General features: G+C 59.1%; 17 protein-coding genes. 10 read left to right on the plus strand and 7 right to left on the minus strand.

Going from position 1 to position 19,025, the window contains the following annotated elements:
- Positions 1–83: 83 nt before the first annotated feature.
- Complete coding sequence (locus EAH74_RS13635) at positions 84–872, plus strand: MipA/OmpV family protein (RefSeq protein WP_140679113.1); 789 nt, start codon at positions 84–86, stop codon at positions 870–872.
- Positions 873–1,011: 139 nt separating this feature from the next.
- Here the strand turns inward: EAH74_RS13635 and EAH74_RS13640 are convergent, their stop codons facing one another.
- The 3 genes from EAH74_RS13640 to EAH74_RS13650 all read right to left on the minus strand — a co-directional run bounded on the left by EAH74_RS13640 (position 1,012) and on the right by EAH74_RS13650 (position 3,772).
- Positions 1,012–2,298 carry an ATP-binding protein gene (locus tag EAH74_RS13640; RefSeq protein ID WP_140679115.1) on the minus strand — a complete coding sequence of 429 codons (1,287 nt, stop codon included), beginning with the start codon at positions 2,296–2,298 and terminating at the stop codon, positions 1,012–1,014.
- Positions 2,299–3,006 carry a winged helix-turn-helix domain-containing protein gene (locus tag EAH74_RS13645; protein WP_140679439.1) on the minus strand — a complete coding sequence of 236 codons (708 nt, stop codon included), beginning with the start codon at positions 3,004–3,006 and terminating at the stop codon, positions 2,299–2,301.
- A gap of 157 nt (positions 3,007–3,163) precedes the next feature.
- Positions 3,164–3,772, minus strand: a complete 609-nt coding sequence (locus EAH74_RS13650) for a tRNA-(ms[2]io[6]A)-hydroxylase (protein ID WP_046032069.1) — start codon at positions 3,770–3,772, stop codon at positions 3,164–3,166.
- A 159-nt stretch (positions 3,773–3,931) separates the two neighbouring features.
- Between EAH74_RS13650 and EAH74_RS13655 the strand changes: the two genes are divergently transcribed.
- Positions 3,932–4,795, plus strand: coding sequence for a universal stress protein (locus EAH74_RS13655; RefSeq protein WP_140679117.1), 864 nt, complete (start codon positions 3,932–3,934; stop codon positions 4,793–4,795).
- Between the two features lie 94 nt (positions 4,796–4,889).
- On the opposite strand, the gene EAH74_RS13660 is transcribed toward EAH74_RS13655, so the two are convergent.
- Positions 4,890–5,360 (minus strand): DUF1289 domain-containing protein, encoded by a 471-nt coding sequence (locus tag EAH74_RS13660; protein ID WP_123364374.1) that lies wholly within the window; start codon positions 5,358–5,360, stop codon positions 4,890–4,892.
- A 408-nt stretch (positions 5,361–5,768) separates the two neighbouring features.
- Here EAH74_RS13660 and acnB point away from each other — a divergent pair, with 408 nt between their 5' ends.
- The gene (gene acnB / locus EAH74_RS13665) at positions 5,769–8,378 is read left to right on the plus strand and encodes a bifunctional aconitate hydratase 2/2-methylisocitrate dehydratase (protein WP_123364375.1); all 2,610 of its coding nucleotides are present in this window, start codon (positions 5,769–5,771) and stop codon (positions 8,376–8,378) included.
- A 51-nt stretch (positions 8,379–8,429) separates the two neighbouring features.
- On the opposite strand, the gene EAH74_RS13670 is transcribed toward acnB, so the two are convergent.
- Both EAH74_RS13670 and EAH74_RS13675 read right to left on the minus strand, forming a co-directional pair.
- The gene (locus EAH74_RS13670) at positions 8,430–10,106 is read right to left on the minus strand and encodes a SulP family inorganic anion transporter (protein WP_140679119.1); all 1,677 of its coding nucleotides are present in this window, start codon (positions 10,104–10,106) and stop codon (positions 8,430–8,432) included.
- Positions 10,107–10,320: 214 nt separating this feature from the next.
- Positions 10,321–11,601, minus strand: coding sequence for a serine/threonine transporter (locus EAH74_RS13675; RefSeq protein ID WP_008149861.1), 1,281 nt, complete (start codon positions 11,599–11,601; stop codon positions 10,321–10,323).
- Between the two features lie 270 nt (positions 11,602–11,871).
- Between EAH74_RS13675 and EAH74_RS13680 the strand changes: the two genes are divergently transcribed.
- From EAH74_RS13680 to EAH74_RS13710, 7 genes are all read left to right on the plus strand, one after another.
- Positions 11,872–12,255: a tautomerase family protein gene (locus EAH74_RS13680; RefSeq protein WP_140679121.1), complete on the plus strand. Its 384-nt coding sequence runs from the start codon at positions 11,872–11,874 to the stop codon at positions 12,253–12,255.
- 31 nt (positions 12,256–12,286) lie between these two features.
- Complete coding sequence (locus EAH74_RS13685; RefSeq protein ID WP_140679123.1) at positions 12,287–12,904, plus strand: TetR/AcrR family transcriptional regulator; 618 nt, start codon at positions 12,287–12,289, stop codon at positions 12,902–12,904.
- Positions 12,905–13,092: 188 nt separating this feature from the next.
- Positions 13,093–13,611: a cysteine hydrolase family protein gene (locus EAH74_RS13690; RefSeq protein ID WP_140679125.1), complete on the plus strand. Its 519-nt coding sequence runs from the start codon at positions 13,093–13,095 to the stop codon at positions 13,609–13,611.
- Positions 13,612–13,758: 147 nt separating this feature from the next.
- Positions 13,759–14,718 carry a 2-hydroxyacid dehydrogenase gene (locus EAH74_RS13695; protein ID WP_140679127.1) on the plus strand — a complete coding sequence of 320 codons (960 nt, stop codon included), beginning with the start codon at positions 13,759–13,761 and terminating at the stop codon, positions 14,716–14,718.
- 144 nt (positions 14,719–14,862) lie between these two features.
- Positions 14,863–15,930: a phosphotransferase family protein gene (locus tag EAH74_RS13700; RefSeq protein WP_140679129.1), complete on the plus strand. Its 1,068-nt coding sequence runs from the start codon at positions 14,863–14,865 to the stop codon at positions 15,928–15,930.
- A gap of 48 nt (positions 15,931–15,978) precedes the next feature.
- Complete coding sequence (locus tag EAH74_RS13705; protein ID WP_008149805.1) at positions 15,979–16,746, plus strand: SDR family oxidoreductase; 768 nt, start codon at positions 15,979–15,981, stop codon at positions 16,744–16,746.
- Between the two features lie 425 nt (positions 16,747–17,171).
- The gene (locus tag EAH74_RS13710) at positions 17,172–18,287 is read left to right on the plus strand and encodes a Gfo/Idh/MocA family protein (protein WP_140679131.1); all 1,116 of its coding nucleotides are present in this window, start codon (positions 17,172–17,174) and stop codon (positions 18,285–18,287) included.
- 416 nt (positions 18,288–18,703) lie between these two features.
- Here the strand turns inward: EAH74_RS13710 and EAH74_RS13715 are convergent, their stop codons facing one another.
- Positions 18,704–18,952, minus strand: coding sequence for a DUF1652 domain-containing protein (locus tag EAH74_RS13715; protein ID WP_140679133.1), 249 nt, complete (start codon positions 18,950–18,952; stop codon positions 18,704–18,706).
- Positions 18,953–19,025 lie beyond the last annotated feature (73 nt).

Raw genomic sequence — 19,025 nt, forward strand, 5'->3', positions numbered from 1 at the left:
GACAGTTTCCCGACAAAGCTGTCAAAGATTGCTGGCCGGCAGCTGCCTAGCATAGGCGCATCCAAACTCCCTCGGGTGCTCCCATGTTTCGCTCGCTATCTGTGTCGTTGACTTCGCTGTGCCTGCTCATTCCCACTGACTCTTTGCGTGCTGAAGACTGGCGCTACACCTTGCGGGCCGGTGCAGCCAGCGTGCCCCGTTACAGCGGCAGTGACGAACGCGTGGTGGCGCCACTGCTGGGCGGTAAAATCGTCAGCCCTTTCGGATTCTTTCTGGACACTGAAAAGGGTCTGGGCTGGGCGTTTGACGAGGACGACTTCGGCCTCAGCGTGTACATCGGCGCCAGTGATGTGCGCAAGGATCGCAAGACCGGATTCAAAGGTTCGGATGAGCTGAACGGCATGGGCTCGATCAAGTCGCGCCCGGCGCTGGGGCTCGACGGGACTTACCACATGGGGCCGATTATCCTCGGTGCGAGCTTTGAGCATGCCTTGGAAAAGGACGATGACGATCATGACACCGGCTCGCCGTGGAACCGGTTGAAACTGAGCATCAGCGCGCCGTTTTATGAAGGTGACTATGGCAAGGTCGTAGGCAGCCTCAATAGCCAGTTTGGTGACAGCAATTACGTGCGCACCTGGTACGGCGTCAGCGATGCCCAAGCGTCGCGCAGTCGGTTCAGGGCTTATGACACACATGGCGGGCTGGTGAGTCGCGGGGTGGATTTGACCTGGACATTACCCGTCAATGATCAGTGGAGTGTTTCGACGGTGCTGGCTGTGCAATATCTGGCCAACGATGCGGCGGACAGTCCGATTGTTGAGCAGCGGATGCAGGCTTCGGTGGGTGGGCAGGTGGTGTACACCTTTTAGCAATCCGGTGTTGATGATGGCCCCTTCGTCGGAACGCCGCCCGGAGCCGGCTCGCTCCCACATTTGGAATGCATTCCCCTGTGGGAGCGAGCCGGCTCCGGGCGGCGTTCCGACGAAGGCGTCAGTGAGATCAACACAATTAATCCAGGTGCGCCCAGGTCATGCGAAACGACGCCCCGCCCCACGGCGAATCAGCCACTTCCACTTGCCCGCCATGGGATTGCGACACCCGCCGCACCAGCGCCAGGCCCAGGCCGAAGCCACCGGTGCGGCGGTCGCGGCTGGCGTCCAGGCGCGAGAACGGCTCGAAGATCTTTTCCCGCCCGTCCACCGGCACGCCAGGCCCGTCGTCGTTGACCCGCACTTCGTAGTGATCACCGTTGCGCACCAACAATACTTCCACCCGCTCATCGGCATAACGAATGGCATTGCGCAGCAGGTTGATCACCGCCCGGGCCATGAAACGCGGTTCGATGCGGACCTGATCGACCTGACACTCGACAATCAGCAATTGCACGCCGGCGGCTTCAGCTTCCAGCGCGACGCTGCCGACCACGCTGTCGAGCCAACTGCTGGCCTGAATGTTTTCCCGAGTGATCACCGTGGCGCCGCGCTCGAGGCTGGCATAGGTGAGCAGCTCGGACACCATCTCTTCCAGTTCGCCGAGGTCGGCGTACATGTCGGCAATCAGTTCACGGTTCTGGGCCGGATCGGGTTGCTGCTTGAGTTGATCGAGCTCGAACGACAGCCGGGCAATCGGCGTGCGCAGTTCATGGGACACCGCGTTGGTCAGCTCGCGCTGATTGGCAATCAGGCCTTCGATGCGCGCCGCCATCAGGTTGAAGTGTTCGGCCAGGTCACGAATGTTCGAGCGCTTGGACAGCTGGATCCGCGACGACAGGTCGTTATCACCAAAACGCTCGGCCGCCAGACGCAGCTTTTCCAGATCGCGCCAGTGCGGCCTTACCCAGAAAAGCAACACGAAACCGATCATCACCGCGATCATCAGATAAGCCGCGGCAATGTAGAACGGCATCAGGCTCGGTTCGGCCGGCAGCTTGATACTGAGCAGTTGCGAACCGTCGTCAATGCGCGAGATGAACTGCGTGTATTTGTCGCGAATCACCAGCAGGCCCTGGGCCAACTCGGCTTTCTCCTGCTCGGTCAGGGACAATGGGTCGGTCTCGACCAGGCTCAGGCCCAAGCCGTAGTGGGGGCGTACCGCTTCCAGTTGGCGCTCCCGGGCCGAACCGTCCAGACCGCGCAACTGCTCGGCCAGCGACCAGGCCTGGCCACGCACCGCCTCTCGGTTGTAGCTCTGCATCTGACCGTCGAGCAGCGCATCGAACGTGCGCTCGACGGTTTGCAGCCCCAGAACCAGGCCCACCGTCATCACCAGAAACAACCCCAAAAATAATCGCAGCATTTACAACTCCCACGCAAACGGATTGAACAGGTAACCCTTGCCCCAGATGGTCTTGATGCACACCGGTTCGCGCGGGTTGTCCTTGAGTTTGCCTCGGAGTTTGCTGATGTAGACGTCAACGCTGCGGTTGAGACCGTCGAACGCAATGCCACGCAGGCGGTTGAGGATGTCGTCGCGGGACAGGATCTTGCCGGCGGTGCTGGCCAGCAACCACAGCAGTTCAAATTCCATGGTGGTCAGTTCGATGCCCTCGCCCGCCAGCCGCACTTCCCGGCAGCTGCGGTCGATGCTCAGATGGCCGAATTCCAGAGCGCTGCACACGCCGCTCTCCGGCGTCTGGCGACGTTGCAAGGCGCGTAACCGGGCCAGCAGAACCGGCGGCTTGATCGGTTTGATCACGTAGTCATCGGCGCCGGACTCCAGCCCGAGGATGTGATCAAGGTCGTCTTCCTTGGCGGTAAGAATGACGATCGGCGTGTCGGAGACGCTGCGGATCTCGCGGCACACGTGCAGGCCGCTCTGGCCCGGCAGCATCAGGTCGAGCACGACGATTTTCGGTTTGAATTCGAGGAACGCCGCCAATGCGAGGTCGCCGCGATGCACCTGCCGGACCTCAAAGCCATGTTGCGACAGGAAATGCGCAATCAGCCCGGCGAGTTTCTCGTCGTCTTCCACCAGCAGTACTTTGCCAAAACCCAGGTTATCCATAACGACCGTCTGCCAACCCTTGTGTGAAGTGGTCGGCATTATGGCGCCAATCGGTGACCGGACGGCTATCGCAGGCAGCAAAAACCGGCCACGGGGGCCGGTTTTCGAAGATGTTTCATTCTTTTAAGAGTTTTTAACAATTCAGACGTTTTGATCTTCACGCCGCTGCCGGCACACCGCTGTGGAAACGAAACTCCACGTCCGGCGACTCGATCAGCTCTTGCTCCGCGGCGCGGACCTTGTCGATCACTTGGGCGATGTCCTTGGCGTCTCCGTACTGGTAGGCCAGTTTCAGGTAACCCTGGAAATGTCGGGCCTCGCTTTTCAGCAGACCGAAGTAGAACTTGCCCAGCTCTTCGTCCAGATGCGGCACCAGCGCTTCAAAACGCTCGCAGCTACGAGCTTCGATAAAGGCGCCGACCACCAGGGTGTCCACCAGCTTTACCGGCTCGTGGCTGCGCACCACTTTGCGCAGGCCCGAAGCGTAGCGCCCGGCGGACAGCTGACGCAGCTCGATCTTGCGCTTTTTCATCAGGCGCATGACTTGTTCGTGGTGCACCAACTCTTCCCGGGCCAGACGCGACATCAGGTTGATCAGATCGACGTGGGAGTGATACTTGGCAATCAGGCTCAACGCAGTACTGGCCGCCTTGAATTCACAGTTCTTGTGATCGATCAGCAGGGTTTCCTGATCAGCCAGCGCGGCCTGAACCCAGCCATCGGGGGTGCGGCAGCCGAGGAACTCGTGAATTTCGGGAAGGATCATGGGGCTCACGGATAAGAGGTTGAAATCGAAGGGCGCCGATTATACCGGCCTGCCGGCAGACCACCAGTCGCGACCGTTGATATACATCAAGTCCCGAATAACCAGCCAGCAACTATAGTTGTCCAACGCAGTATTTTTTACTTCATGGAGATCCCGATCATGCAAGCCATTCGCAGCATTCTGGTGGTCCTCGAACCTGAACACTCGGAAAGCCTGGCGCTCAAACGGGCCAAACTGATTGCTGGCGTGACCCAGGCTCATCTGCATCTGCTGGTCTGCGACCGCAAGCATGACCACAGCGGCATGTTGGGCGTGCTCAAGGCCGCGCTGATCGAGGACGGCTACAGCGTCACCACCGAGCAGGCCTGGAACGAAAGCCTGCACGAAACCATTGTCGATGTGCAGCAGGCTGAAGGCTGCGGACTGGTGGTCAAGCAGCATTACCCCGACAGTCCGCTGAAAAAAGCCCTGCTGACCCCGGCGGACTGGAAGCTGCTGCGTTACTGCCCGACACCGGTGCTGCTGGTCAAAACCTCGAAACCCTGGACTGGCGGCGTCATTCTGGCGGCGATCGATGTCGGTAATACCGATGGTGAACACCGCACCTTGCACGCTTGTATTGTCGATCACGGTTACGACATTGCCAGCCTGGCCAAGGCCCATTTACACGTGGTCAGTGCCCATCCGTCGCCAATGCTGTCGTCGGCCGACCCGTCGTTGCAGCTCAGCGAAACCATCGAGGCGCGCTATCGCGAACAGTGCAAATCGTTTCAGGCCGAGTTCGACATTGATGACGAGCACCTGCATATCGAGGAAGGTCCGGCGGATGTGTTGATTCCGTTCATGGTCCACAAGCTGCAGGCGGCGGTGACGGTAATCGGTACCGTGGCGCGATCCGGGTTGTCAGGGGCGTTGATCGGGAATACGGCGGAGGTGGTGCTGGATGCGGTGGAGAGCGATGTGCTGGTGCTGAAGCCGGATACGATCATGGATCATCTGGAGGAGATCGTGACCCAGCATTAAGCAAGATCAAAAGATCGCAGCCTTCGGCAGCTCCTACATCAATCGCATCCCTCTGTAGGAGCTGCCGAAGGCTGCGATCTTTTGACTTTAACAATCAGCCGCCGAACGCGTCCTTGAGAAAACCCGGCGCAATGTAGCGCTGGTAATGCGCCTCGGAGAGCAAAAAGAACTCCCGATCAATGGCATCTCGCAGTTCCGGCAGGTTCCAGTCGCGAAACTCCGGCATCAGCACCATCCCGTAAGCTTCCAGGTTGTTGATGACCCGCGCCCCCCGGGCGATCAACTGATAAGCCCAGCAATATTCCGACTGATGCGGCACAAAGCGGATCTTGCGCTGCTCCAGTTGCAGGCGCAGGCGCTGGGGATCGAAAATCTCCAGCTTGCTGGCCATCACCTGGGACAGCAGCAGCTCAAGACGCAGCCACACCGCGCGTTTTTCCTCCTCGTTGTAACCATTCCAGTTGATCACTTCATGGTGGAAACGCTTGCAGCCACGGCACACCAAATCACCGTAAACAGTGGAACAGAGGCCGACGCAGGGGGTCTTGATGGTCTGATTGGGCATAGGTAGGCAGAACACGGGAAAGCAGAACAGGTCGGCATGTTAGCCCTTTGTCTAACATTCATCACCCCTCAAAGTTCAGGGGCTAACTTACGTTTATATTTTTTTTGCCGTAGAATCAGCCAGCCTTTTAAGGCGCCAATGTCCGTTAGAAGCTGTTTTCAAAGCGTCACGAGCACAGTCGTTCCTTCAGAGCGGTGTTGGCGACGGGTTTTTCCAGCGGGGAAAAGCCCAACGCCAACCCTCATCAGCTCCCCGTTCTGCAGGCGTAAAACTTTGAAAGCAGCTTCTGTAAGGAATTGTCGGTAATTCTGGCTAAGTGGCCCACAACGCCACGCAGCGCATGAGTACGGCAATTTCGGGATGAGCGTCCCGGACACCCATTTGGGACCACTGATGAGGGTAATAACTGTGCTTGAAGCCTACCGCAAACATATCGAAGAGCGTGCAGCACTGGGTATCGTTCCCCAGCCGCTAAACGCCGAACAAACTGCAGGCCTGGTCGAGCTGCTGAAGAATCCCCCGGCTGGCGAAGAAGCTTTCCTCGTTGACCTGATCACCAATCGCATTCCGCCAGGTGTGGACGAAGCAGCCTATGTAAAGGCCGGTTTCCTGTCTGCCCTCGCTAAAGGCGAAGCAAAATCCCCCCTGATCGACAAGAAACGCGCTGTTGAACTGCTCGGCACCATGCAGGGCGGCTACAACATCGTGACGCTGGTTAATCTGCTGGACGACGCCGAACTGGCGCCAGTCGCCGCCAAAGAACTCAAGCACACCCTGCTGATGTTCGACGCTTTCCACGACGTCGCTGAAAAAGCCAAGAACGGCAACGTTCACGCTAAAGGCGTGCTGCAATCCTGGGCTGACGGCGAGTGGTTCAAAAACCGCCCTGTGCTGGCCGACAAGATCAGCCTGCGCGTGTTCAAGGTCACCGGCGAAACCAACACCGACGACCTGTCCCCTGCTCCGGACGCCTGGTCCCGCCCGGACATCCCGCTGCACGCCCTCGCCATGCTGAAAATGGCCCGTGAAGGCATCGTGCCTGACGCCCAGGGCGTCACCGGTCCGATGAAGCAGATCGAAGAAATGCGCAACGCCGGCTTCCCGATCGCCTACGTTGGCGACGTGGTCGGTACCGGTTCTTCGCGTAAATCGGCGACCAACTCGGTGCTGTGGTTCTTCGGCGACGACGTTCCTTACGTGCCGAACAAGCGTGCCGGTGGTTTCTGCTTCGGCAGCAAAATCGCTCCGATCTTCTACAACACCATGGAAGATGCTGGCGCACTGCCAATCGAATTCGACGTTACCAACATGAACATGGGCGACGTGATCGACCTGTACCCGCATGCTGGCAAAGTCTGCAAACACGGCACTGACGAAGTCCTGACCACCTTCGAAATGAAGACCCCGGTGCTGTTGGACGAAGTTCGTGCTGGCGGCCGTATCCCGCTGATCATCGGCCGCGGCCTGACCGACAAGGCCCGTGCCGAATTGGGCCTGGGCCCTACCGACCTGTTCAAACTGCCTGAAGCACCTGTCGACACCGGCAAGGGCTTCACCCTGGCACAGAAAATGGTCGGCAAGGCTTGCGGTCTGCCAGAAGGCAAAGGCGTTCGTCCAGGTACTTACTGCGAACCGAAAATGACCACCGTCGGCTCCCAGGACACCACCGGTCCTATGACCCGTGACGAACTGAAAGACCTGGCGTGCCTGGGCTTCTCGACCGATCTGGTGATGCAGTCCTTCTGCCACACCGCGGCTTACCCTAAGCCGATCGACGTGACCACCCACCACACCCTGCCAGACTTCATCATGACCCGCGGCGGCGTTTCCCTGCGTCCGGGCGACGGCATCATCCACAGCTGGCTGAACCGCATGCTGCTGCCGGACACCGTCGGTACCGGTGGTGACTCCCACACCCGTTTCCCGATGGGCATTTCGTTCCCGGCCGGTTCCGGCCTGGTAGCGTTTGCCGCAGCCACTGGCGTTATGCCGCTGGACATGCCGGAATCGATCCTGGTGCGCTTCAAAGGCAAAATGCAACCAGGCGTCACCCTGCGTGACCTGGTTCACGCCATTCCTTACTTCGCGATTCAGGCTGGCCTGCTGACCGTCGAGAAGAAAGGCAAGAAGAACGCCTTCTCCGGCCGCATTCTGGAAATCGAAGGCCTGGACAACCTGAGCATCGAGCAAGCGTTCGAGCTGTCCGACGCCTCGGCCGAACGTTCGGCTGCCGGTTGCACCATCAAGCTGTCGAAAGAGTCGATCACCGAGTACCTGAGCTCCAACGTCACCCTGCTGCGCTGGATGATCGGCGAAGGCTACGGCGATGCGCGCACCCTGGAACGTCGTGCTCAAGCGATGGAAGCCTGGATCGCCAACCCTGAGTTGATGGTTGCCGATGCTGACGCCGAATACGCTGAAATCATCGAAATCGACCTGGCCGACATCAAAGAGCCTGTGCTCTGCGCGCCAAACGATCCGGACGACGCCCGTCTGCTGTCCAGCGTTGCTGGCGAGAAGATCGACGAAGTGTTCATCGGTTCGTGCATGACCAACATCGGTCACTTCCGCGCTGCCGGTAAGTTGCTGGAACAGGTCAAAGGTCAGCTTCCAACCCGTCTGTGGCTGTCGCCGCCGACCAAAATGGACGCTCACCAGCTGACCGAAGAAGGCTACTACGGCATCTACGGCAAGGCCGGCGCGCGCATGGAAATGCCGGGCTGCTCGCTGTGCATGGGTAACCAGGCACGTGTAGAGCCGAACTCGACTGTTGTGTCGACGTCGACCCGTAACTTCCCGAACCGTCTGGGTGACGGCGCGAACGTCTACCTGGCTTCGGCCGAGCTGGCGTCTGTTGCGTCCATCCTGGGTCGCCTGCCGACCGTCGAGGAGTACATGGAATACGCTGGCAAGATCGACAGCATGGCGGCCGATGTTTACCGCTACCTGTCCTTCGACCAGATCGCCGAGTTCCGTGAAGCTGCTGCGAACGCCAACATCCCGGTCGTTCAAGCCTAACGCTGCAACGCAATAAAAAACGCCGCCCATCGTGAGATGAGCGGCGTTTTTTTATGCCGGCGAAAGATGCCCGTTTGCTTGAAGCGCTTGTTGCACTGCGCCGTCGACGCTTAAGCCACTGAGTATCACCTGCGCGAGTTCCTGCGGCGGCAACAGAGAGAGCACCGCCTTGGCCTGGTGTTTGAGCCGCGCCAGAATCAGCAGTTTGTCCTCGGCTCTCACTTGCATAAAGAACGCTTCCAGCGCCTCGATGCTGGTGCCATCCAGGTCGGGAGACTCCTCCAGACTGAGAATGATCGTATGAATCGGCGGCGATGCATGTCGGGCCAGGCGCAGTGCGCCGCCCAGAATGCGCTCCACGTTTGCAAAAAACAGCGCCTCGCTCGGCCTGACGATTAACACACCCGGAATCTCGCTGGCTTGGGGATGGCGTTGTACGTCAACAAAATCATGACCGCCGCCCATTTGCCCCAGCACTTGAATATCTGCCGATGACATCTGTTTCAACATCAGCACCACACTGATCACCACCGCCACCAACAAACCGTCCAGTACTCCCAGCACCAGCACCGCCGCCACGGCACAGATCACCAGCAGACGGTCACGGCGCCAAATGAAATAACGGCCCAAGGGCTGCAGGCTCAAGCCGCGCGCCAACGCATAAATGACGATGGCCGCCAGCACCGGCTCGGGGGTCAGGGCGATCCAGGGCAACACCGTCAAGACAATGAGCAACACCACCCCCGCCGCTACCGCGCCCGCCAGACGCGATCCAGCACCCGCCGCCTCGTTGGCCGATGTTGCAGAGTAACCGGCGCCCGCCGGCATGCCATGGAACAATCCCGACAGCAGATTAGCCGCACCGAGTGCCAGCAGATCGCGGTTCGAGGACACACGGTCGCCGTGCTTGAGCGCAAACGAGGTGATCGATCCGTAAGACTCGGCATACAGAATCATCACCATGGCGAACGCCAGTTCGCCCAGGCGCAGCCAGTCGGCAAACGGCAACTCGGGAAGACGAGGCACTTCCAGGCTCAGATCGATCACGCCGATCAGTTTCACCCCATAGGCTGGCAAGTTCAGCCATTGGCCGGCCGCGATGCCGAGCGCCACCACCAGCAAACCTCCCGGCAAACGCCTGACCCGCGCGCACAGCCAAAGCACCAGCAAGGACACCGCCGCCACGAGGGCGCCGACCCGGTTCCACTGCGGTAATTGCTCAAGCAGTTGCGGCACGAAACGGATCAGGTTGCCATTGCTCAAGTGCACATCGACGATGCTCGCTACTTGCTTGAGGATGATCGTCACTGCCAGGCCGAAGGCAAAGCCTCGCAGCACCGGTTTGGCAATAAACGACGTCACGCTGCCGAGTTTGAACAACCCGGCCAGCAGGAAAAATCCGCCCGTCACCAGCACCAGACCGATCGCCAGGGCCATGCGCAGGCCCGAGTCACCATTGGCCAACGTGGCTGTGGCGGCGGCCAGAACCGCCGCCGAAGAGGACGTCGCGGAAACGATGGCAAAGCGACTGGTGCCGAACAGCCCGTAGCACAGCAGACCAGCAAATAACGCAATGACACCCGCCTGTGGCGGCAACGCGGCAATGCTTGAATAGGCGACCGCCTCGGGCAACAACAAGCCGGCAATCGACAACCCGGCCAAAACGTCCAGCCAGCGGTTTGGCCTGTCGGCACGGGGTTGCGCCGATGCGCCGTGGTCACGAGCCATGAAGCGTCTCCAGAGAAAGATAGACTGGCCGGGGAAAGTCCTCGGCAAACGCTCTATGACGCGTTTATGCAACCTCAAGCTTAATCGCTAAGCGCGCGGAATGTCGGCCCTGGGTCAGGTGTTAAGCGTTTTCAACGCAATAAAAAACGCCGCCCATCGTGAGATGAGCGGCGTTTTTTTATGCCTGTACGAAGATCAAATGTGGGAACGGCGGTCAGGCCGTCAACGAATAGATCAACGCCGAAATCGCCACCAGGCCTACCGCCGTCACGAAGACGTTGGAAGCCTGACCGCGATAACGCGCCATGGCCGGAACCTTGCGGATCGCGTACATCGGCATCAGGAACAGGATCGCGGCGATAATCGGGCCACCGAGGGTTTCGATCATCCCGAGAATGCTCGGGTTCAGCGTGGCAACGATCCAGCAGACCACCAGCATGAAGGCGGCAGTCATGCGATCCAGGGTCTTCGGTGCCGGGCGCTTGCCACTCTTCACGATCAGACCTTTAAGACCTTCGCTGGCGCCGATGTAGTGGCCCAGAAACGACTTGGAAATGGCCACAAACGCAATCAACGGCGCCGCGAAGGCGATGGTCGGGTTGCTGAAGTGGTTGGCCAGGTACGACAGGATCGACAGGTTTTGCGCCTTGGCTTCAGCCAATTGCGCTGGCGACAGGGTCAGCACGCAACTGAACACGAAGAACAGCACCATCACCACCATCAAGGCGTGGGCGCGGGACAGGATCTGCGAACTGCGCTCTTCGGCGTGATCGCCATAACGACGCTTCTGGTCCACCGCGAACGCCGAGATGATCGGCGAATGGTTGAACGAGAACACCATCACCGGAATCGCCAGCCACAGCGTGTGCAGCAGTGCCGATGGTTCTGGCAGCGTCGACGCGGTGGCGAGGATGCCGCCGTTCCAGTGAGGAATCAGGAACACCGCGAGGAACAGCAGCGCAACAATGAACGGATAAACCATCAGGCTCATGGCCTTGACGATCGCTTGCTCGCCGCAGCGCACCACCGCCAACAGGCCGAGGATCAGCACGAGCGACAGCACGGCGCGCGGTGGCGGCATGATGTGCAGTTGATGCTCGAGGAAACTGCCCACGGTGTTGGTCAGGGCCACGCTGTAGATCAACAGGATCGGAAAGATCGCGAAGAAGTACAGCAAGGTGATCAGCGCGCCAGCCTTGATCCCGAAGTGCTCTTCCACGACTTCAGTGATGTCCGCACCCTCGCGTCCGGACAACACAAAACGTGTCAGGCCACGGTGTGCGTAAAACGTCATGGGGAACGCCAGCACCGCCAGGACCAGCAACGGCCAGAAGCCGCCCAGACCTGCGTTGATCGGCAAAAACAGCGTGCCGGCCCCGATGGCTGTGCCAAACAGGCCCAGCATCCAGGTGGTGTCATGGCGATTCCAGCTCTCAAGCGTCGCTGGTGTCGCCGATACATAGCGTTCGTCGACGCTATTGGCCTGATCATTCATCCGGTGGGATCTCCGCATTCCGGTCAGTTGCTACCCGGTCAGGACGAGTCGGAAAAATCCGACAGGCAGCGCCCTGGCCGAAACAGGGGCGCGATTGTCCGGGATTAATGAGCAGAAGCAAAGACTTAGCTGAGGAGTGGTTGTGCGGATCAGATCAATTGCTGCCCTTTATTAAATAGATGTTTAAATAAATCTATTCAATAAAGGATTGCTGTCATGTAATTTCGATGCTCACTGCTGACTGGCAGCCCTTACTTGAGGAGCCCTCTCATGCCACTCGTTCGCGTCGACATCAAGAAGCATCAAGACCCGACTTACGCCAAACGTGTCGGGCAATTGATCTACGCCGCCATGCACAGCGCCATTGGCGTGCCGGAGAACGATAACTTTCAGATTCTTGCCGAGCACGACGAACAGCATTTCATTTTTGACCCGGGATACCTGGGCATCGATCGCACCGACAATCTGGTGGTGATTCAGATCACCTTGAGCGAAGGCCGCACCATCGAGCAGAAAAAACTCCTCTACAAAACCATTGCCGAGAGCCTTAACGCGGAACTGGCGGTGCGCCTGGAAGATGTATTCATCAATCTGGTGGAGGTCAAGAAAGAGAACTGGTCGTTTGGCAACGGCATTGCTCAATACGCCAGCTGATTTCTACCTTCTATATACCTGTGAGCCGCCAATGCCCCGAGTCTCCCGCAAACAAGCCGAACTCAACCGCGAGATCATCGTCGAGGCCGCCACGCGTCTGTTTCGCGAACGTGGCCTGCACGGGATCAGTGTCGTCGATGTGATGGGCGCGGCCGGCCTCACCCATGGCGGGTTTTATGGTCACTTCGAATCCAAGGAAGCGCTGGCAAAAGAGGCGTGCACCCGGGCGTTCAACCAATCCATGGAGCGCTGGAAGCAGAAAATAGAGGATAACGACGACAGCCTCTCGGCCCGCGAGAGCATCATCGCGCCCTACCTGTCCGCGGCCAATCGCGATAATCCGGGTGAAAGCTGCCCGGTCACCGCGTTTGCCGGCGACATGTGCCATGAAACCGCTGAAAGCGGATTGCACCAGACCTACACCCAAGGGCTGGAGGCATTGCTGCAGATGCTGACCCCGCTGATGGGCGCGGATCAGCCCGAAACCAATCGGCAAAAAGCGTTGGTGGACTATTCGCTGATGGTCGGTGCCCTGACCCTGGCACGTGCAACCCGGGGTGACGCCTTGTCCGATGAAATTCTCGACGCAGCCCGGACTTTTCTCACCTCGGACACCGCCGTTGACACTCCCGTGACGCCGACTGCATGATCGGCCACATGAATATTCCTGCGCTGAACCTCACCCGCACCACCACGACCGCTTCCGGCGGGTCGTGCGGTGCCTGGCTGAGATAAACACAGCGCAGTGACCCCAAGGCCCCGCCAGCAATGGACGGGGCCTTGTTGTTTCTCCCGTCCGTTCGGCACTTTTCGTACGACACCCAAGGAGAAACACCCATGTCATCAGCGCTGTTGATCATCGATATGCAGGTCGGTCTGTTCCACGGCCCGGAAAAACCCTACGACGGTGAACGGGTACTGGCGAACATCCAGCAACTCATTCGTCAGGCCAGGGCGCGCAACGTGCCGATCTTCGCGGTGCGCCATACCGGCCCTCAAGGTTCGCCCATCGAAGTCGGCAGCCCCTTCTGGCAGCTATTGCCCGCACTGGATCTGGATGCCTGCACCGACATCCTGTTCGACAAAACCCGACCCAACGCCTTTTACGCCACCGCGCTGGCGGAGCAACTGCGGGCTAGCGGGATCATTGACGTGCTCATTGCCGGAATGAAAACCCAATATTGCATCGACAGTACTTGCCGGGCAGCGGCTGAACTGGGGTTCAACCCCATACTCGTGGCCGATGCGCATACCTGCATGGACACACCGGCGCTGCCGGCCCGGTCGATCATCGATCACCATAACGCGACGTTGAACGGTGCCTTCGCAAAGGTGTTGAACACCGTGGATATGTAAGCGCTACGGAACGCTCCTACACTGAGGTTGCAGGCAATAAGCCTGCTATCTTTAGTAATGGCTAAACCGTTGCGGAATCAGCAATTTGAAGCAACGTTTTAAAGCTACGTTCGAGCCCCGACTTTCCGATGCCCACAGGAGCCCAGCATGCCCGCGACCGTTCTGGTACTGGTTGAAACCATCAATGATTACCTGCCGATTCTCGAACGTCAGGGTTTTCACCTGATTCTGGCTCCCACACCTGCCGAGCGCGCCGATGCCATCACACGGCATGGCGCGCAGATCGATGCGGTGCTGACCCGCGGCCCATTGGGCCTGTATGCCGACGAAATCGCCGCCCTGCCCAATCTCAAGATCATCTGCGTGATCGGCGCTGGTTACGAACACGTCGACCTGCAAGCCGCCGCCAACCGGGGCATTACGGTCACCAATGGCGCCGGCGTCAATGCCTCTTCAGTCGCCGACCATGCCATGGCGATGCTGCTGTCTCTGGTACGTGACATTCCCCGTTGCGACGCCGCCGTGCGCCGGGGTGAGTGGCCGAAAATCATGCGCCCTTCCCTGGCGGGCAAGCACCTGGGCATCCTGGGGCTCGGTGCGGTCGGCATGGCCATCGCCAAACGCGCCGCCCACGGCTTCGACATGACGGTCAGTTACCACAACCGCCAGCATCGCAGCGATGTGCCGTACAGCTTCCGCTCGACGCCCACGGAGTTGGCGCGGGAATCAGACTTTTTGGTCGTCGCCACCCCCGGCGGCCTGGGCACCAAACACTTGATCAACCGGCAGGTACTCGACGCTTTGGGCCCCCAGGGGTTCATCGTCAACATCGCCCGAGCCAGTGTGATCGTCACCACCGACCTGATCAGCGCGCTTGAGCAGCGCAGGATTGCCGGCGCTGCGCTGGATGTCTTCGACGCAGAACCCCAAGTACCCAATGCCTTCAAGGCGTTGGCCAATGTGATCCTCACCCCGCATGTCGCCGGTTTGTCCCCGGAAGCCACTCAAGGCACCGTGGAGCTGGTAGGTCGCAATCTGGTGGCGTTCTTCTCCGGCAATCCGGTATTGACCCCGATTGCCCTGCCAACGTCGATGAGCATGACCTGACGACCATTCAAACAGGTGTATCAAAAACAATGATTGCCCGGCAACACGCTCACCTATAAGGGCGTTTCGTGGTTGTGGGTGTTGGGTGTGCGCATTAGATTAGCCAATAGTCTCAGGCCTCCAGAATAAGCAGAAGGGATAAGCATGGCGCTTACTGACCAGTCCACCCGTATCCGCACCGGCGAAGAACTCGATGCCAGCCTGATCGATCCGTACCTCAAGGCCCACATTCCGGGCCTGAGTGGTTTGCCGCAGATCAGCCAGTTTCCAGGCGGTGCGTCGAACCTCACCTACTTGCTGGAATACCCCGAACAGGAGTTCGTCCTGCGTCGCCCGCCCTTTGGCCACAAGGCCAAGTCCGCTCACGACATGGGCCGCGAATTTCGCATCCTCAATCAGCTCCGTGATGGTTTTCCGTACTGTCCGAAAGCCTACGTGCACTGCACCGATGAATCGGTGATCGGCGCCGAGTTCTATGTGATGGAACGGGTCAAGGGGATCATCCTGCGCTCCGAACTGCCGCCGGAACTGGGTCTGGATTCGGCGAAAACCGAAACGCTGTGCAAGAGCTTCATCGACAAATTCGTTGAACTGCACCGGGTCGACTACAACGCCTATGGCTTGGGCGACCTTGGCAAACCCGAAGGTTATGTCGCGCGGCAGATCAAAGGCTGGAGCGATCGCTATGAAAAAGCCCTGACCCCGGACGCGCCGAAGTGGGAAGCGGTCAAAGCCTGGCTCAACGACAAGATGCCGGCCGATCACCCGACCTCCAGCATCGTCCACAACGATTACCGCTTCGACAACGTGATCCTCGACCCGAACAACCCGATGGACATCATCGGCGTGCTCGACTGGGAACTGACCACCCTCGGCGACCCGCTGATGGACCTGGGCAACACCCTCGCCTACTGGATCGAAGCCGGCGACCCGGCCCCGGTGCAATTGATGCGCCGCCAGCCGAGCCACGCACCGGGCATGCTGACCCGCCGCGAGTTCGTCGATTACTACGCCGAGCGTTCAGGCATCCAGATCGACAACTTCGACTTCTACTACACCTACGGCCTGTTCCGCCTGGCCGGCATCGTGCAGCAGATCTACTACCGCTTCTTCCATGGTCAGACCCAGGACAAACGCTTTGCGCAGTTCATTCACATGAACAAACTGCTGGAGCAGATGAGCCTGCAAGTCATTTCGAAATCCAGCCTCTGATCGCCCGGCTCTGATTACATTCCCTGGCCCCAATAACAAGGAAAAACCATGTCCAAGACTCAGTTGTTCGACCTCGACGGCAAAATCGCATTCGTATCCGGCGCCAGCCGCGGCATCGGCGAAGCCATCGCCAAACTGCTGGCCCAACAAGGCGCCCACGTAATCGTCTCGAGCCGCAAACTCGACGGCTGTCAGCACGTGGCCGACGCGATCATCGCCGCCGGCGGTAAAGCCACTGCCGTTGCTTGCCATATCGGTGAAATGGAACAGATCAGCCAGGTCTTCGCCGGCATCCGCGAACAGTTCGGGCGACTGGACATCCTGGTCAACAACGCGGCGACCAACCCGCAGTTCTGCAACGTACTGGACACCGACCTCAGCGCTTTCCAGAAAACCGTCGACGTGAACATCCGCGGCTACTTCTTCATGTCGGTGGAAGCCGGCAAGCTGATGCGCGAAAACGGTGGCGGCAGCATCATTAACGTCGCCTCGATCAACGGCATCTCGCCGGGGATCTTCCAGGGCATCTACTCGGTGACCAAAGCGGCGGTCATCAACATGACCAAAGTGTTCGCCAAGGAATGCGCGCAGTTCGGTATCCGCTGCAACGCTCTGCTGCCGGGCCTGACCGACACCAAGTTTGCTTCGGCATTGGTGAAAAACGAGGCTATTTTGAACACCGCGTTGCAACAGATTCCGCTCAAGCGTGTGGCGGATCCGAGCGAGATGGCGGGAGCGGTGTTATATCTGGCCAGTGATGCGTCGAGTTACACCACTGGGGTTTCGTTGAATGTGGATGGTGGGTTCTTGTCCTGATCCGATTTACCGGATGAACAAGAGGCAGCCTTCGGGCTAATACCGATCAGTTAAGGCAAACGCGATCCGTAGCAGCTGGCGAAGCCTGCGTTCGGCTGCGAAGCAGTCGTGAAATCAGACGATGCGGTGTTTCAGGAAGACCGCAAACTCAGGTTTTACGACTGCTTCGCAGCCGAACGCAGGCTTCGCCAGCTGCTACGGATTGTGTCGTTCCTTAACTGAATTGATCGTTCCCACGCTCTGCGTGGGAATGCAGCCCGGGACGCTCCGCGTCCCAAAGCGGACGCAGAGCGTCCATTGAGGCGTTCCTTTGCTGCGCGTGGGAACGATCACACCAAAGAATTTTAATTCCATAATTTGCAAATAAGGAATATTTATTCCATTAATAGCCTTCCTGAAAACAAAATCCCAAAAGGACCCCGGCTATGCGCGAACTCGGTATCGGACTCATCGGCACAGGTTTCATGGGCCGCGCCCATGCCTTGGCGTTTCGCAACGTCAGTGCGGTTTTCGAACTGCCCCTCAAGCTCAAACTCGCCGCCCTGGCCGACGCCGATCCGCAGCGTGCCCGCCACTGCGCCGATGCCTGGGGCTTCGACTCCGCTCATAGCGACTGGCAACAACTGATCGATGACCCCAAGGTCAATCTGATCGCCATCACCACGCCCAATCACCTGCATTACCCCATGGCCATGGCCGCCCTCGCCGCCGGCAAACCAGTGTATTGCGAAAAGCCGTTGGCGGTGAATCTGGAACAGGCCGACGCCATGCGACTGGCGGCCAAAGCGGCAGGCGTGGTGACGCGGGTGGGTTACAACTATCAGCACAACCCGATGATCGCGCTCGCGCGGCAGCTGATTGAAAACGGCGACTTGGGTCAGATCATCAGTTTCCAGGGTGAATTCAGCGAAGACTTCATGGCCGATCCCGCGTCGCCCTGGTCCTGGCGTTGCGATGCCGATCATGCCGGTGGCGCACTGGCCGATCTGGGCAGTCATTTGTTGGCCATGGCCCGTTATCTGGTGGGCGATGTCGAGGCGGTGAGCGCCGACACCCAGACCGTGCACCGGCAACGTCCCGCCACGGCTGGCAGCCCGGAACAACGCAGTATCGCCGTCGACGATCAGGTTCATGCCTTGTTGCGGTTTGCGAATGGCGCCCGGGGCACGTTCAGCAGCAGTTGGCTCAAGCACGGCTACAAGAATCACCTGAGCTTTGAAATCAGCGGCACCCGAGGGACGTTGGTGTTCGATCAGGAACGCCTGAATGAGCTGCGTCTGTTTCGTGCCGGTCAGGACGGCTTCCAGCGCTTGCTGGCAGGGCCGAATCTGCCGGGCTATGCGGCGTTCAGTCCGGCCGCAGGGCATCAGTTGGGTTACAACGAACTGAAGACGCTGGAAGTCCATGATCTGGTGATGGCGCTGGCAGGTTTATCTCAGGGTGGAACAGATTTCGAGCAGGCGTGGGAAGTCGAACGCCTGGCGACGGCGATTCGACTGGCAGCGCAGGAATCGCGGTGGGTCAGGATCGAAGAGGTCTGAGCGAAACGCACGAATACCCGCCAGCAGCACAGCTGCTGCTGGCGGTTCAACGTGAGCCCATCGCCCCTTACTGAGTGACGCAACGAGTAAGCGTCGTTTCCCGGGTCACCTGCCCCTCAGCACGCATATCGCCTTGCACATCGGTGTTTTCAGTGGTCTGGCAGGTGCGCACAGGCGGTGGAGGCGGCGCGGCGGGAGGTGGCGGTGGAGGACTCGCACAACCACCCAGAATCGCTAGCCAGAGTGCGAACGACAGTGTTGCAAAAATGCGTTTCCCAAGACTTTTCATAGGTTGACCCGCGGTAAGTGATCGACATATTTCCGCGACCCAACTGCCTCACCGCGAACCCGCGGACCGGTCACAGAAAAAATACTCTCGTATTCTTTATACGACCGTCGGCAAAACCTGACAGTTCCTAGGACGTCTCGCGACAATGCAATGTGTTGCTCTCAAGTTCATAGCGCAGCTCTTCGATCAACGCTGCCACCGCCTCCGGCGTTCTGAGCTTGGTCACGCTCAACCCACTGACCACCAGATCCACCTGACCCGACACAGGATGATAGAGCTTCACCGTCAGTGAATGATCACCGGTAACACTGCAGTCACAGGCCAACGGCGAAAAGCTCCGCTCCAGTTGCATACGCAATTGCGCCACATAAATCATCCCGCGGTTCCTGTCGCTGTTTTGAAAGGGACGCGATACCCGAAGACCTGTATCGCACCCTTACAGCCTAAGA

Origin of the sequence: Pseudomonas mandelii (assembly GCF_006438925.1) — a bacterium.
Taxonomy (GTDB): domain Bacteria; phylum Pseudomonadota; class Gammaproteobacteria; order Pseudomonadales; family Pseudomonadaceae; genus Aquipseudomonas; species Aquipseudomonas mandelii_C.